13 protein-coding genes are annotated in these 15148 nt (G+C 60.7%); 4 read left to right on the top strand and 9 right to left on the bottom strand.

What is annotated here, in order from left to right:
- Positions 1-26: 26 nt before the first annotated feature.
- From GT753_RS21735 to iolD, 3 genes are read right to left on the bottom strand one after another with little or no spacing between them, the layout of a single operon-like run.
- Positions 27-911 carry a sugar phosphate isomerase/epimerase family protein gene (locus tag GT753_RS21735; RefSeq protein WP_004930845.1) on the bottom strand — a complete coding sequence of 295 codons (885 nt, stop codon included), beginning with the start codon at positions 909-911 and terminating at the stop codon, positions 27-29.
- A gap of 39 nt (positions 912-950) precedes the next feature.
- Positions 951-1964, bottom strand: coding sequence for a Gfo/Idh/MocA family protein (locus GT753_RS21730; RefSeq protein ID WP_004930848.1), 1014 nt, complete (start codon positions 1962-1964; stop codon positions 951-953).
- Between the two features lie 35 nt (positions 1965-1999).
- Positions 2000-3940, bottom strand: coding sequence for a 3D-(3,5/4)-trihydroxycyclohexane-1,2-dione acylhydrolase (decyclizing) (gene iolD, locus GT753_RS21725; RefSeq protein WP_099981730.1), 1941 nt, complete (start codon positions 3938-3940; stop codon positions 2000-2002).
- A 547-nt stretch (positions 3941-4487) separates the two neighbouring features.
- On the opposite strand from iolD, the gene iolC reads away from it, so the two are divergent.
- Both iolC and GT753_RS21715 read left to right on the top strand, forming a co-directional pair.
- Positions 4488-6419, top strand: coding sequence for a 5-dehydro-2-deoxygluconokinase (gene iolC, locus GT753_RS21720; protein ID WP_015379332.1), 1932 nt, complete (start codon positions 4488-4490; stop codon positions 6417-6419).
- Between the two features lie 203 nt (positions 6420-6622).
- Positions 6623-7459: a MurR/RpiR family transcriptional regulator gene (locus tag GT753_RS21715; protein ID WP_004930856.1), complete on the top strand. Its 837-nt coding sequence runs from the start codon at positions 6623-6625 to the stop codon at positions 7457-7459.
- Positions 7460-7500: 41 nt separating this feature from the next.
- Here GT753_RS21715 and GT753_RS21710 read toward each other — a convergent pair whose 3' ends face one another.
- From GT753_RS21710 to GT753_RS21695, 4 genes are all read right to left on the bottom strand, one after another.
- A complete protein-coding gene (locus GT753_RS21710; RefSeq protein ID WP_160125945.1) occupies positions 7501-7839 on the bottom strand; it encodes a type II toxin-antitoxin system RelE/ParE family toxin in 339 nt (112 codons plus the stop codon).
- A 14-nt stretch (positions 7840-7853) separates the two neighbouring features.
- Positions 7854-8123, bottom strand: a complete 270-nt coding sequence (locus GT753_RS21705; protein ID WP_004930864.1) for a hypothetical protein — start codon at positions 8121-8123, stop codon at positions 7854-7856.
- 174 nt (positions 8124-8297) lie between these two features.
- Positions 8298-9119, bottom strand: a complete 822-nt coding sequence (iolB, locus tag GT753_RS21700) for a 5-deoxy-glucuronate isomerase (RefSeq protein WP_044030037.1) — start codon at positions 9117-9119, stop codon at positions 8298-8300.
- A gap of 77 nt (positions 9120-9196) precedes the next feature.
- A complete protein-coding gene (locus GT753_RS21695; protein ID WP_160125944.1) occupies positions 9197-10702 on the bottom strand; it encodes a CoA-acylating methylmalonate-semialdehyde dehydrogenase in 1506 nt (501 codons plus the stop codon).
- Positions 10703-11258: 556 nt separating this feature from the next.
- Between GT753_RS21695 and GT753_RS21690 the strand changes: the two genes are divergently transcribed.
- Together GT753_RS21690 and GT753_RS21685 are read left to right on the top strand one after the other, a co-directional pair.
- Entirely contained in the window at positions 11259-12701 is a 1443-nt protein-coding gene (locus GT753_RS21690) for a sugar porter family MFS transporter (RefSeq protein WP_015379336.1), read from the top strand.
- Between the two features lie 32 nt (positions 12702-12733).
- On the top strand, positions 12734-13570 hold the full coding sequence (locus tag GT753_RS21685) for a TIM barrel protein (protein WP_160125943.1): 837 nt from the start codon (positions 12734-12736) through the stop codon (positions 13568-13570).
- Between the two features lie 36 nt (positions 13571-13606).
- On the opposite strand, the gene fetB is transcribed toward GT753_RS21685, so the two are convergent.
- Together fetB and fetA are read right to left on the bottom strand one after the other, a co-directional pair.
- Positions 13607-14380: an iron export ABC transporter permease subunit FetB gene (fetB, locus tag GT753_RS21680; protein ID WP_033631883.1), complete on the bottom strand. Its 774-nt coding sequence runs from the start codon at positions 14378-14380 to the stop codon at positions 13607-13609.
- Positions 14367-15044: an iron ABC transporter ATP-binding protein FetA gene (fetA, locus tag GT753_RS21675; protein WP_044030043.1), complete on the bottom strand. Its 678-nt coding sequence runs from the start codon at positions 15042-15044 to the stop codon at positions 14367-14369. The genes fetB and fetA overlap by 14 nt, the downstream gene beginning before the upstream one ends.
- Positions 15045-15148 lie beyond the last annotated feature (104 nt).

The raw sequence follows: 15148 nt of genomic DNA, 5'->3' as shown, positions 1-15148 counted from the left end.
AAACGCCGCCGGCGAGCCGAATCAGATTATTTGCCCAACAGCTCTCTTTCGATGCGTTCTCTGGTCGCCACCGCCTGGCTCGGCATCTTTTCCGGGTAACCGAACAGCGAGGTGCAGATGATCGATTCGCCGCCGACCTTGAAGCTGCGGTTGGCAAATTCCATGTCGCGCAGCGTCTGGAACAGGGCGTCGAAATTCACCTCGCCTTCGCCGATGCCGACGTGCTGGTGCACCGCGGCGTCAACGCCCGGCGGGTTGACGATATAGCGGCAGTGCTTGGTGTGGTTCATGGTGTCGGCGATCAGCACGTGGGACAGATCGTCCCCGGCGTACTGCAGCATCCCGGCTACGTCACCCTGCCCCTTGTCGTAGTAGAAGGTGTGCGGCACGCTGTAGAGATATTTGACGTGGTCGCTGCGCAGCGACTTCACCAGATCGGCGGTTTCGTTGCTCAGCTCGCAGAAGTCCCACGGGTGCGACTGGATCTCCATACGAATACCCTCGCGCTCAACGATCGGCAGCAGCTCCTCCATCGAGCGATACCACAGCTCCTCGCAGATCTCCGGTTCGTTGGGATTGCCGGCCAGTTCGGTGTTGATCACCTGCACGCCCATTTCCACCGCAATTTCGATCATCCGCCGCCAGTTTTTGACCGCCGCCTGGCGGCGATCTTCCCCCGGACCGGACCAGCGATACACCACGATAAATGAGGAGATCTCCACGCCGGTCGCTTTTAGGGCGTTTTTATACTCCGCCATGATTTCGCGGCTGGCCTTCGGATGTTTGTAAAACGGGTTGATCTGCGGGTGCGGCGACTGCTCGATGTATTTGTAGCCCCAGTCCGCCACCTGCTGAACCATTTTGGTGACGCCCAAATCCCGGATAACGTCGACATCAAAAGCGATCTTCATGGTCACTCCTCTGCAATCGTGGTTACGCGCTGCGAGCGGTTATTTACCGTAAAACGCCGGGCGCGCCGGCAGGGTCACCGGCACGATCTCGCCGCTGAGCTGGGCCGCCACGCAGGCGTCGGCGGTTACCGCGGCGGCGTAGCCGTCCCAGGCGGAAGGCCCGGTCAACTTGCCCGCGGCTACGTCGTTGATGAAGCCCTGCAGCTCGACGTCATAGGCATCGATAAAGCGATCCTTCCAGTCGGTCAGGATTTCGGTCGACAGGCGGGCGCCGCTGCGCATCTGCACCGAGGACGGTTCCGGCAGTTTGGCGATGCCGGTTTCCCCCACCACTTCGCACTGAATGTCGTAGCCGTACTGGCAGTTGACGAAGATTTCGACGTCGATGCGCGTCCCTTTGGCGGTTTCAAACAGCACAATTTGCGGATCTTTCAGGTGCGGGAACGCCTTCGGGCTCTTGCGTGGGAACACCACCTGCACCGACACATAGTCGTCGTCGAGCAGCCAGCGCAGCACGTCGATTTCGTGGATCAGGGTGTCGGTGATCGCCATATCGGTGGTGTAGGCCTCGCCGACCGTCGGGTTGCGGTGCGCGCAGTGCAGCATCAGCGGCTCGCCGATCTGGCCGCTGGTCAGTACCTGTTTCAGCGCGCGATAGCCCTGATCATAGGGGCGCATGAAGCCGACCTGCACCAGCCGTTTGCCGTGCTTCGCTTCGGCGTCGACAATGTTTTTGCAACCCTGCGCGGTCACCGCCAGCGGCTTCTCGCAGAATACCGGTTTGCCGGCGGCGATGGCCGCCAGCACGAACTCTTCATGACTCGGCCCCCAGGAGGTGACCAGCACCGCCTGCACGTCGGCGGCTTTGATCAGATCGTGGCCGTTGTCATACACCCGCGCATCCAGCTGCAGATCGCTCACCACCTTGGCGGCGTTGTCGCGGTTGATGTCGTTGACCGCCACCACGCGGGCGCCCTGCAACACTTTGCTGCAGCGACGGATATGATCGCGGCCGATGGCGCCGGTGCCGATAACCCCAATGTTCAATGTCATTTTCGCTACCCTCGAGATTAATGTATGAAAACGAATCAGTAATCGCGCGCCTTATCGATGTTTTCCTGCAGCTTGCGCGCCACTGCGACGATTTTTTCGCTGTCGGCCACCTGAGCGCCGCCCACGCGCCACCAGCTGAGATACTTGTGCACCATGGTCTTCGGCAGCACCTTGATGTCCAGCAGCGTGGACACGGTTTGCCTGCGGGCGTCGGCCAGCGCGTCGAGCAGCTGCTGCTCGGTGGTGACGCGATAGGTTTTACAGCCGTAAGCCGCCGCCAGCATGGCGAAATCGACCGGCACCAGTTTGCCGTCGAGCTTGCCGCCCTGTGGATTGCGGAAGCGGAATTCGGTGGTGTAGCTGTCCATGCCGTGTTCCATCTGCAGGTTGTTGATGCAGCCGTTGGTCATGTTGTCGAACAGCACCACGTTGATCTTGCAGCCTTCCTGAATCGAGGTGACCAGTTCGGAATGCAGCATCATGAAGGCGCCGTCGCCCACCATCGCGTACACCTCGCGCTGGGGCTCGGCCAGCTTGACCCCCAGCGCGGCGTTCACCTCGTACCCCATGCAGGAGTAGCCGTATTCCACGTGGTAACCGTGCTCGCCGCGGTTGTGCCACACCCGCTGCAGATCGCCCGGCAGGCTGCCGGCGGCGGCGACGATCACGCTGTCCGGCGGCAGCTCGCGATTCAGCACCCCCAGCACCCGGCTTTGCGTCATCGCCGAGCCGGTCTGGGCGATAAATTCGTCGAACACCTGCTCGCGGTCGAGGTGATCGTCTATCTCCGGCACAAAGTCTGCGCCGCTATATTCCACCGAGTAAACACGCTCGGTCTCTTCACGCTGGGCACCGCGCGCCGCGGCGATGGCGTCGCCCCAGCCGGCGCGATAATCGGCCTGCGCCAGCAGCGCGCCCAGTGCGTTCAGGGCCTCGCGGGCGTCCGCCAGCACCTGCACGCCGTCGAGCTTGCCGGCGTCGAAGGCGCTGACGTTGATATTGAGGAAGCTGACGTCCGGGTGTTGGAACAGCCATTTGGACGAGGTGGTGAAATCGGTGTAACGGGTGCCGACGCCAATCACCAGATCGGCCTGCCGGGCCAGCGTGTTGGCCGCCAGGCAGCCGGTTTCGCCGATGCCGCCGAGGTTGAATTCATGGTCACTCGATACCGTGCCTTTACCGGCCTGGGTCTCGGCGAACGGAATGCCGAAGCGCTCGGCGAATTCGCACAGCGCCCGCCCGGCCTGCGAGTACTTCACGCCGCCACCGCACACCAGCAGCGGTTTGCGTTTGGCCGTCAGCAGCGCTAAGGCGTCCGCCAACATGCCGTCGGTCGCCGGGCGGCGATCGAGCCGATGCACGCGCTTTTGGAAGAAATAGTCGGGGTAGTCGTAGGCTTCACCCTGCACGTCCTGCGGCAGACACAGCGTCACCGCGCCGGTTTCCGCCGGATCGGTCAACACGCGCATCGCATTGATGCAGGCGCTCATCAGCTGTTCCGGGCGCACGATGCGATCCCAGTATTTGCTCACCGCACGGAACGCGTCGTTGGTGCTGATGCTGAGATCGTAAGACTGTTCGATTTGCTGCAACACCGGGTCCGGCTGGCGGGAAGCGTAAACGTCGCCCGGCAGCAGCAATAAAGGAATGCGGTTAGCGGTGGCGGTGGCCGCGGCGGTGATCATATTGGCGGCGCCGGGGCCGACCGATGAGGTGCAGGCGTAAATTTGCCGGCGCAGCTTCTGTTTGGCGAAGCCGATCGCCGCATGGGCCATCCCCTGCTCGTTGCGGCCCTGGTGCACCCGCAGATCGCCGCTATCCTGTTCCAGCGCCTGCCCCAGCCCCAGCACATTGCCGTGGCCGAAAATCGCGAAAATGCCCGCGACGAATTTGGTTTCCACGCCGTCGGCCAGCAGATACTGGTTATCGAGAAATCTGACGAGCGCCTGCGCCATGGTTAACCTGATCTTGCCCATTTACCCACCCTTTAGATTAAGGGCCGCCCCGGAAAGCGCTCATGCCGAGCCGACAATCCCGTGTTTGTGTTACGCGGCGGCAGCTATTATCTTGAGCAGGCGATGCCCGCGCTGCTCACGAAGTCGACAACCTGAAACGTGAAGCGATTATAAACAAATATATTTTTCATAAAATCACATTACAGAAGAAACATTTCATTTTGCGATAAAGATCGCATATTGCATGAAAAGCCCGTTTCATCTCGTGGTTCAGCCTTCATGGGCTTCGTGCCGCGCACCGGCCGATAAAAGTCGTTGGCACATGGGCTGACAGCCTTTTCCTCTGCCCTAACCTCCCTTTTATGTTCCGCCCCGGCGGCCCTTGCGCAGCCGATTCATCGCCTTTTCCCACGCCTCTGTCGATGTTTTAAACGCATCACATTTTTGGGGTGTAAATTTCATTTCATATTGAAATTGAAATTTTCATTCCCCATACTGTCCCCATGCTTCCTGCAGGGCGCCACGCTCGGGCCGCCGCCGGAGTTTTGCTTAACAGAAGGAAACGGGTATGGCTACACAACAAAAACAGCTTGATGTCATTTGTCTCGGGCGCATCGCCGTCGATTTCTATGCTCAGCAGATCGGCGCGCGTCTGGAAGACGCCGGCACATTCGCCAAATACCTCGGCGGCTCTTCCGGCAACGTGGCCTACGGCACCGCCATTCAGGGGTTGAAATCCGGCATGCTGGCCCGCGTCGGCGATGAACACATGGGCCGCTTTCTGCGTGAAGAGCTGCAGCGCGTCGGAGCCGATACCCGCTGTCTGATCACCGACAAGCAACGATTAACCGGCCTGGTGATCCTCGGCATCAAGGATCAGGAAACCTTCCCGCTGATCTTCTACCGCGAAAACTGCGCGGACATGGCGCTGACGCCGGACGACATCGACGAGGCCTACATCGCCTCCTCCCGCGCGCTGGCCATCACCGGCACGCACCTGTCGCACCCGAACACCCGCGCCGCGGTGCTGAAGGCGCTGGAGTATGCGCGCCGCCACGGCCTGCGCACCGCGCTCGACATCGATTACCGCCCGGTACTGTGGGGGCTGACGTCGCTGGGCGACGGCGAAACCCGCTTTGTGGAATCAGACCAGGTGACCCGCGAACTGCAGGAGGTGCTGCACCATTTCGATCTGATCGTCGGCACCGAAGAGGAATTTCATATCGCCGGCGGCAGCACCGACACGCTGACGGCGCTGAAAAACGTGCGCCGGACTACCGCGGCCACGCTGGTGTGCAAGCGCGGCGCGCAGGGCTGCTCGGTGTTCGAAGGTGAAATCGCCGACGACTGGGCGCAGGTGAAGCTGCACGCCGGTGTGCGGGTTGAAGTGCTGAACGTGCTGGGGGCCGGCGACGCCTTTATGTCCGGGCTGCTGCGCGGCTACCTGAACGATGAGGGCTGGGAGCAGGCCTGCCGCTACGCCAACGCCTGCGGCGCATTGGTGGTTTCGCGCCACGGCTGCGCGCCGGCGATGCCGACCAAACGGGAACTGGACGACTACCTGCAGCGTGAACAGCAGGTCACGCGCCCGGACCGCGACGCACGCCTGAACCACCTGCACCGGGTCACCACCCGCAAGCAACAGTGGCCGGAACTGTGCGTGTTCGCCTTCGATCACCGCAAGCAGCTGGCGGACATGGCGCGCGAAGCCGGCGTCGGCGAGGAACGCATTCCGCGCCTGAAGACCCTGCTGCTCACCGCGGCGCAACAGGCTGCCGCGCAGGCCGGCCTCAACGGCAACAGCGGCATTCTGGCCGACACCACCTATGGGCAGGCGGCGCTGAACGAGATCACTGGCCAGGGATGGTGGATCGGCCGGCCGGTGGAGCTGCCCAGCTCGCGCCCGCTGCGCCTGGAGCACGGCAATATCGGTTCGCAATTGATCGACTGGCCGCAGGAGCACGTGGTGAAGTGCCTGGTGTTTTATCACCCGCACGATGCGGAGGAACTGCGCCGCGAACAGGATGAGCTGATCGCCGACGTCTACCGCGGCTGCTGTAAATCCGGCCACGAGCTGCTGCTGGAAGTGATCCTGCCGGACAGCAACGCCGACAAAGACGAACGTTATTACCTGGAGATGATTGAGCATTTCTACCAGTTGGGCATTCAGCCCGACTGGTGGAAACTGCCACCGCTGAGCGCAGAAAACTGGCGGCAGGTCGGTGCCCTGATCGACACCTACGATCCCTTCTGCCGCGGCGTGCTGATCCTGGGGCTCGACTCCCCGGAGGCGGTGCTGAAGGCGGGCTTCGCCGCCGCCGCGGATGCGCGCTGGGTGAAAGGTTTCGCCGTCGGCCGCACCATTTTCGGCCAACCTTCGCGCCGCTGGCTGCAGGGGGAAATCGACGACGCGGCCCTGATCGAGCAGGTGAAACAAAAATACCTGACGCTGATCGGTTTCTGGCGCCAGTACCGTCCGCAGGCGGGCGGCACGCACTGACAGCAACAGCAGGTTCACGTCCCCTTAAGGCCATTTCGCCGCTTTAAGGGGATTTTTTTGCCCCTTTTCTGTGAAGTCGCGCAATGTGCGATCGAATAAATCGCTTTTTGAGGAAATGAAATTTCCGCTCCGTCTGTTAAAATACCCTGTCAATATTTCAGGCATCAGGCCAATACGCCTTCACCCCACTGCGAGCCGAATGGATGAACAACCCAACTCAACTTTCGCTGTTACAGGACGAGATCCGCCACCGTTATGAAACGCTGAGCAAGCGTTTGAAGCAGGTGGCGCGCTATATTTTGGATAACAGTAACAGCATCGCTTTCGATACCGTTGCCTCCATCGCCGCACAGGCCAGCGTGCCGCCTTCCACCCTGATCCGTTTCGCCAACGCCTTCGGCTTCAGCGGCTTCAACGAAATGAAGCAGGTGTTCCGTCAGCATCTGATGGAAGAAACGGTGAACTATACCGAGCGCGCGCGCCTGTTCCGCCAAACCTCTACCGACGACAACGTCGCGCCGGAGAAGCCGGCGGAGATTCTCAACGTATTCACCATGGTCAATGCGCAGGCGCTGCAGCAGCTGGCGATGCAGATTGCCCCCGAGCAATTGGATCGCGCCGTCGAACTGCTCAACAACGCCGAAAACATCTACGTGATCGGCCTGCGCCGCTCGTTCAGCGTCGCCTCCTACCTCACCTATGCGCTGCGCCATCTGGAGCGCCGCGCATTTCTGATCGACGGCCTGGGCGGCATGTTCACCGAACAGCTGAGCATGGTGAAACCGAAAGACGTGGTGATCGCCATAAGCTATTCGCCGTACGCCCGCGAGGCGGTGGAACTGGTGGAATTGGGCGCCAAGCGCGGCGCGCAGCAGATCGCCATCACCGACAGCCAGGTCAGCCCGCTGGCCGCGTTCAGCGACGTCTGTTTCGTGGTGCGCGAAGCGCAGGTGGACGGGTTCCGTTCGCAGGTGGCCTCGATGTGCCTGGCGCAGACGCTGGCGGTCTCGCTGGCGCTGAATAACGCCCGGGATGAGTAAGGCGGATGTGAACGCGCCCGACAGGCTCGGGCGCGGCGGGATTATTGCAGCAACAAATAGCGGTAGAGCGCGCTTTCCAGATCCTGCTTCATGCTGATGAAAAGCAGAATCTCCACCGTTTGGCCGTCGTAGTCATAGATGACGCGGTATTCGCTGTCGGGATCCAATCGTTCGTGCAACCGCACTCCCATGCCCGCCAGCACGGCGTTGAAGCGGTAGCGGGCGGGATCGTCGGCAATTGCCGCGAGGGACGATAACAACTGATTGTCCACGAACATCCCGGCTGCGACGGCCCCTATCGTTCCGCTCTTATAAGACTCGATGTCTTTCAGGCTCCATTCCGCCGCCGGCGCGACGGTAAAACGTATTTCCTGGGGCATCCTGCACCTCGGGTCTATTTCCGCGCGTCACGTAGCCGCTGCAAGGTTTCTTCGGGCGACAGACCGCGCTGATTTTTAATCTCTTGCTTCGCCATCATAGTCAGTTTCAACAACGCGTTGGACTGGCGCTCGAGATTGCGTTCCCGTATTTCGGCCTCTCTTTCAGCCGCCGTTTGTACAAACAGCTCGGCAACACCATTTTTTGTGACGTAAACCCCGCCTTCAAACAGATCGGGCGAACCTAATCCTTCGCGCGCCGCTTTTTGAGACATGGTGGTTGTCATAGTTTTTCCTCCTGTGTACCGGCATTCTCACTGCATAACAGCGGTTCGTTAGATTCACTCAGCCAGGAAGCAATCGCGTGCGGACAGGTTATCATTTGAGCAAGATAGAGGGCAAATTTAGGTCAAATTTATACCCTGATAAAGAGAAAGCCCGGCAAGCCGGGCCTCAAGCGCCTATTGCGCGGCGGGGTAACCTTCGCCGTTAATCCAGGCGTGGTCTTTTTCCCAGGTGAATTTCCACTGCCGCACCGGCCCGGCCATCACGTTGAGATAATAGTTGTCGTAGCCCGCCAGGGTCGCCACCGGATGATAACCGCGCGGCACTTTCACCACGTCGCGATTGTAGACCGGCATGCATTCGTCGAGCGTGCGATCGTCGGTATAGACGCGCTGCATGCAGAACCCTTGCTCCGGCTGAATGCGGTGATAGTACGTCTCTTCGAGATAGGTCTCGTCCGGCGAATCTTCTTGATCGTGCTTGTGGCTCGGGTAGGAGCTGGTATTGCCCTCGTCGGTGTAAACCTCCACCACCAGCAGACTGTCGGCCGGCTCGCTGTCCGGCAGAATGTTATGCACCAACCGCTGGTTGCGCCCCTTGCCGCGCCGCTCCACGCCGATTTCCGCCGGCGTGATCAGGCGTGAAGGCAGGTGGCCGCTGCCGGGCGCGCTGCACACCGCCAACTCCAGATCGGTTTCTGCCCGCACGTCGATGCGATCGTGGTGCGGCACGTACACCGCGTAAGGCGGCGTGCGCTCGAACGGGCTCATGCGTTTGCCGATATGCGGGTATTCGGCGCGCAGCGTGGCGACGGAGGCGATACCGGCCACCAGTACCAGACACAGTTCCTTGTCACCGCACTCCAGCTGCAGCGACTGCCCGGCGGCCAGGCGGTAAACGTCAAAGCCGACATAGCCCCAACCGGCATTTTCCGGCGTCACGTGCTGGATACGCCCCTCGGCGTTCGGCGCCTGACATTTGGCAAGCAGTGAAGACATTTCGATTCTCCTGTTAACTCCCCGTGCAAAGGCCGCTGCCCCCATGGAGCAACGGCCCGCTCATACTCTGCGATCGCTTAACCCAGCGTCGGCATGCTGAATTCAGACACCGTCTGCTGCCCGGCCGGCCAGCGCGCGGTGGCGGTCTTCATGCGCGTGTAGAAACGCACGCCGTCGGTGCCGTGCACGTTCAGCGCGCCGAACACCGAGCGCTTCCAGCCGCCGAAGCTGTGGAACGCCATCGGCACCGGCACCGGCACGTTGACGCCGACCATCCCGGCCTGCACTTCCTGCACGAACTGGCGCGCGTAGTGGCCGCTGCCGGTAAAGATGGCGCTGCCGTTGCCAAACTCGTGGCCGTTAACCGTGTCGATGGCGGTGCGATAGTCCGGCACCCGCACGATGCCCAGCACCGGCCCGAAGATCTCTTCGCGGTAGATGCGCATGTTCGGCTTCACATGGTCGAACAGCGTGCCGCCGACGTAGTAGCCTTCAGGGTAGCCCGGCACCTGATAATTGCGGCCGTCGGCCACCAGGGTGGCGCCTTCTTCCACGCCCAGATCGATGTAGCCCAGCACCTTTTTCTGATGGGCGGAAGACACCAGCGGCCCCATTTCATTCTCTTCGCCGCCCTGCTGCAAGCCCGGCCCGACGCGCAGCTGCGCGATCAGCGGCTTCAGTTTGGCGATCAGTTTATCGGCGGTGTCGTCACCAACCACCACGGCGATCGGCAACGCCATGCAGCGCTCGCCGGCAGAGCCGAACGCGCCGCCCATCAGCGCATTGACCGTGGCGTCCAGATCGGCGTCCGGCATGATGATCGCCTGGTTTTTCGCCGCGCCGAAGGCCTGTACCCGCTTGCCGTGCGCGCTGGCGGTGGTATAGATATGTTCCGCCACGGTGGAGGAGCCGACGAAGCTCACCGCCTGAATGCGCGGATCGGTGCACAGCTGCGCCGCATCTTCATTGGCGCAGTGCACCACGTTGAACACGCCGTCCGGCAGGCCGGCTTCTTTCAGCAGCTCCGCCAGGCGCACCGAGGCCGAAGGCACCAGCGCCGGCGGCTTGAGGATAAAGGTATTGCCGCAGGCCAACGCGATAGGGAACATCCACATCGGCACCATCGCCGGGAAGTTGAACGGGGTAATGCCCGCCACCACGCCCAGCGGCTGCATCAGCGAGAAACTGTCGACGCCGCCGCCGACGTCCGGCGAGTATTCGCCCTTGATCAGATGCGGGATGCCGCAGGCAAATTCGACCACTTCCATGCCGCGCGTCAGTTCGCCCAGCGCATCCGAATACACTTTGCCGTGTTCGCTGACGATAAGCTCGGCCAGCTCGTCGCGGTGCTGTTCCAGCAGCGCCTTGAAATTGAACATGATGCGCGCGCGGCGCAGCGGCGTGGTGCGCGACCAGTCGGCAAACGCCCGATGGGCCACGTCGATGGCCTGCTTGACTTCGGCGGCGGTGCTCTGCGTGACGCGCCGCTCAACCTGCCCGCTGGCCGGGTTGTGCACGTCGACGGTTTGATTGCTGCTGCTCAGGCACACCTGCCCGTCAATAAAGTTACCCACGGTTTTCATGTCACGCCCTCTTTTCAAGTCCGCTGTCGCCTGGCCACACCCAGGCGGCGCGGCGTTAATCGTCCCGCTCGCCAAACCCCGTCGGCAAGCCGGCTAAATCCTGACCGGATGCAGCAAACTCTATTTCATTGAAAAAAAAGTTTCAAATAAATTGTTTTGAAAAATTTGTTTTTAGTGCGTGAGGTCGCAATTTTGCGGTGTCGATCGGGTTGGCGCTTGCATTGCCGTGCCAGGGAAAGCGCAACTGCGGCGGAGAAAGTTGGGGCAATACACACTGACTTTGCTACAGAAAACCCGCACTGCGCCTGCCCTGCCGCCATTACCGCACGCCCTCGAGCGCCCAAGGTGCCCGAATCGCTCGCGACGGTTTTTTTTGAACTGGATCTAAAAATCAATATTCCATTATTCACTAATTATGAAATAAATGTTCTTGTTTGTTCCAGCATTTATCGACGACATCGCCTTGATGACAGGCACGGTTCACACCCTTCCGCTCGCCCTCTTCCCGACAACCCAACCGTGCGGACGGAAGCCAGGATAAAAATCGGAGCAACACATGTCATATCAGCGTAAGCATAATACCGGCTACATATTGCGAATTTGCGGCATCGCCGCCCTGGGCGGCATTCTATTCGGCTACGATACCGCCGTGATCTCCGGCGCGATCGAAGCGTTGAAAGCCTATTTCGATCTCAGCCCGGCCGAAACCGGCTGGGCAGTCTCCAACGTGGTGATCGGCTGCGTGGTCGGCGCCTTCGCCGCCGGGCCGCTGGCGGCGCGCTGGGGCCGTAAAAAGGCGCTGATGCTGGCAGCGCTGCTGTTCACCGTGTCCGCCGTCGGCGCCGCATTGGCTCCGACCTTCACCTGGTTCGTCATCTACCGCATCATCGGCGGGCTGGCGGTCGGCATTGCCGCCACCGTGTCGCCGATGTACATGTCGGAGGTGTCGCCGAAAGACATGCGCGGGCGGGCGCTCAGCATGCAGCAATTCGCCATCGTCTTCGGCCAGATCGTGATTTTCTACGTCAACTTCAAAATCGCCAGCCTCGCCAGCGAAGCTTGGCTGGTGGAAATGGGCTGGCGCTGGATGTTCGCCTCGGGCGTGATCCCCTGCATTCTGTTCTGCATCCTGGTGTTCGTCATTCCTGAATCGCCGCGCTGGAACGTGATGATGGGCCGCGACGATCAGGCGCTGGCGATGTTGACCAAAGTCTCCAACGCCGCCCATGCGCAGAATCTGCTGAAAGAAATCAAAGACTCGCTGCAGCAGGATCAACAGCAGCAGCACCGGAAGCTGAACTACGGCGATGTGCGGGTGCGGTTCATCCTGTTCGTCGGCTGCATGATCGCCATGTTGCAGCAGGTCACCGGCGTCAACGTGATGATGTATTACGCGCCGGTGGTGCTGAAAACCGTCACCGAAAACGCGCAGGAAGCGCTGTTCCAAACCATCTGGATCGGCGTGCTGCAGCTGGTCGGTTCGGTCATCGGCGCCATGCTGATGGATCGCATGGGCCGCATTCCGCTGATGCGTTACGGCACGCTGGGCGCCATCGCCGGCCTGCTGCTCACCTCGTATGCGCTCTACACGCAGGCCACCGGCTATTTCGCGCTGTTCGGCATGCTGTTCTTCATGGTGTTTTATGCGCTGTCCTGGGGCGTCGGCGCCTGGGTGCTGGTGTCGGAAATCTTCCCGAACCGCATGCGCGCGCAGGGGATGAGCATCGCCGTCGGCTGCATGTGGGTCGCCAACTTTGCGGTGTCGCAGTCGTTCCCGATGATCAACGACCACCCTTACCTGTTCTCGCATTTCCACGGCGCCTTCCCGATGTGGATCTTTGCCGCCTGCTGCCTGTTCAGCTACTGGTTTATCGGCCGCTATATTCCTGAAACCAAAGGCGTCTCGCTGGAAAAAATGGAACAGGTGGTGCTGGCCAAACGCCACCGCCAATCCCTGCCCGACGGCAAGCCGCTGCCGCTGGAAAACGGCAAATCCTGATCTCTCACCCCTTATCGCTGGAGTCATGCCCCATGAACATTGCGCTGGACCGCTTCTGCATTAACCGCAAGATCGCGCCGAATCTCGATCTGGACAATTTTTTCCGCCTGGTGAAACGCTGCGGGCTCAGCAAAGTTGAGCTGCGCAACGACATGCCCAGCGGCAAGGTGACCGACGATCTGAGCGACGCGCAGCTCAACGCGCTCGCCGCGCAATACGGCATTGAAATCGTCACGATCAACGCCCTCGGCATGTTCAATCGGGTGGATGACCCTGCGGCGCTGCAGCAGCGCGCCGAAGCGTTGCTGGCGCAGGCGCAAGCCATCCACAGCCGGGCGCTGGTGCTGTGCCCGCACTGCAGCGCCGACGACACGCGCAGCGAGCAGCAAAAACGGGACGATACCCTCGCCGCGTTGCGTCTGCTGGCGCCGCTGTTTGCCCGCTACGGCGTGCAGGGATACGTCGAGCCGCTGGGCTTCGGCATCAGCTCGCTGCGATCGTCGCTGTTGACCCAGGCGATCATCCGCGACTCGGGCGCGCCGTATCGCATCGTGCTCGATACGTTCCACCACTATTTGAGCGGTGTGGCGCAAGCCGACTTCGACGCGCAGATCCAGGTGGCGCAGATCGGCCTGGTGCATCTGTCCGGCGTGGAGGATGGGCGGGATAAAGGCGCGCTGAGCGATGAAGAGCGCATCATGCTGAGCACGGGCGATCGGCTGGAAAGCCGCCGCCAGGTACAGAACCTGGAACGCCTGGGCTACACCGGCGTCTATGCCTTCGAGCCCTTCTCTTCGCAGTTGGACGGCTGGAGCGAGGCGGATATCGAACGGGAAATCCGCCAGAGCATCGCCCTGCTGCAAGGGTAAAAAAAACGGCCTCCGCGGAGGCCGTTTTTCATGGCGTTACTTCAGGTTGCCGACCACCAACTGGTGGCGCGCATTGTAAAACTTACGGTAAGCCAGATAGCAGGCGATGATGGTCGACAGGCTGGCGGTGGAAAGCAGCATAAAGGTCACCATAATCTGGTATTTGATCGCTTTCACCGGGTCGATGCCGGCAAAGATCAGCCCGGACATCATGCCCGGCAGGCTGACCAGCCCAACGGTTTTCGCCGAGTCCACGGTCGGGATCAGCGAAGCGCGGATGCTGTCGCGGATCAGCGCCGCCGAGGCGAACTTGGGCGTCGCCCCCAGGCTGAGCATCTCCTGAATCTTCTGCTGCTCGCCTTTGAAACGCTGGCCGAGGTTGGTGTAGCACAGCCCCACCGCCACCATGGCGTTGCCGGCGATCATCCCGGAGATGGGGATCACCTGCATCGGCGTAAATTCGATGGAGCCGGTCAATACCAGCACCGCCAACGTCAGCACCGCGCCGGTGGTGATGGCGATAAACGACGTCACGAACGCGTGTTCGACGTACTTGCTGCGTTTCTTGGCGTTGTAAGCCGCGTTAAAGCAGATGAACAGCACCATCAACACGGTGAGAACGGCGTTATCCAGGTCGAAAATATACTTCAGCACGTAGCCGACGATGATCAACTGCACCACCGCGCGGCAGATGCTCCAGATAATGTCCTTTTCCAGCGCCAGCTTTTCCCGGTGGCTGATCAGGATGGCGACCACCACCAGCACCATCGACAAGCCCAAGGATTCGTTGGTGATGTTATGCTGATTCATGCTGTTGCTCCTGTTGCTCGGCGCCGTGCGCGCGCAGGGTGATCACTTCGTCCGCATGCGCTATCTCTTCGGTATCGTGCGTCACCCACAGCACCGCCAGCCGGTGTTCCGCCACCAGCTGATGCACTATCTCATTGACGTTGCGTTTGTTTTCCTCGTCCAGCGCGCTGGTGATCTCATCGAGCAACAGCACCCGGGGCATAAACTGCAGGTTGCGGATCAGGGACACCCGCTGCTTCTCCCCGCCGGACAGTTCATTGATGCTTTTGGTCAGCATCGCCTCCGGCAGCCCGAAACGCGCCAGATCGGCCTTCATTTTTCGCTCGGCCGGCGGTTCCTGGCGGATCTGGTAGGGCAGCGCCAGATTGTCGTAAACCGTATTGCCGAACAGTGACGGCGTCTGGAAGCAGTAAGAGACCTGCTTGCGATACGCCTCCGGCGACATCTCGTCGATCGCCTGGCCGTCGAAATAGAGCTTTCCGCTGGTCGGATCCATTAAGGAAGAGATGATTTTCAGCAGGGTGCTTTTCCCGCAGCCGGAAGGTCCGGTGATCAGTTTGAACTCGCCTTCACCCAGCGTGAAAGAGACGGAATCCAGGATCACCTGGTTGTCTATTTGATAATGAATATCATCCAATCTCAGTATGTCTTTCTTTTCCTTCATTACGATGCTGGCTCCCTATACCTGTTCCCGTCTGAGCGATAAGTATATGGCTGCCAAAAACATCTTAGCAATGGCTGTGCGGATGGCAGCGAACGAAGGGGAAG

Source organism: Serratia sp. Z4 (assembly GCF_009900725.1).
In the GTDB taxonomy this organism is placed as follows: domain Bacteria; phylum Pseudomonadota; class Gammaproteobacteria; order Enterobacterales; family Enterobacteriaceae; genus Serratia; species Serratia nematodiphila.
Note: the sequence above shows the minus strand (reverse complement) of the source record. Positions and strands in the feature narration are given on the sequence as shown.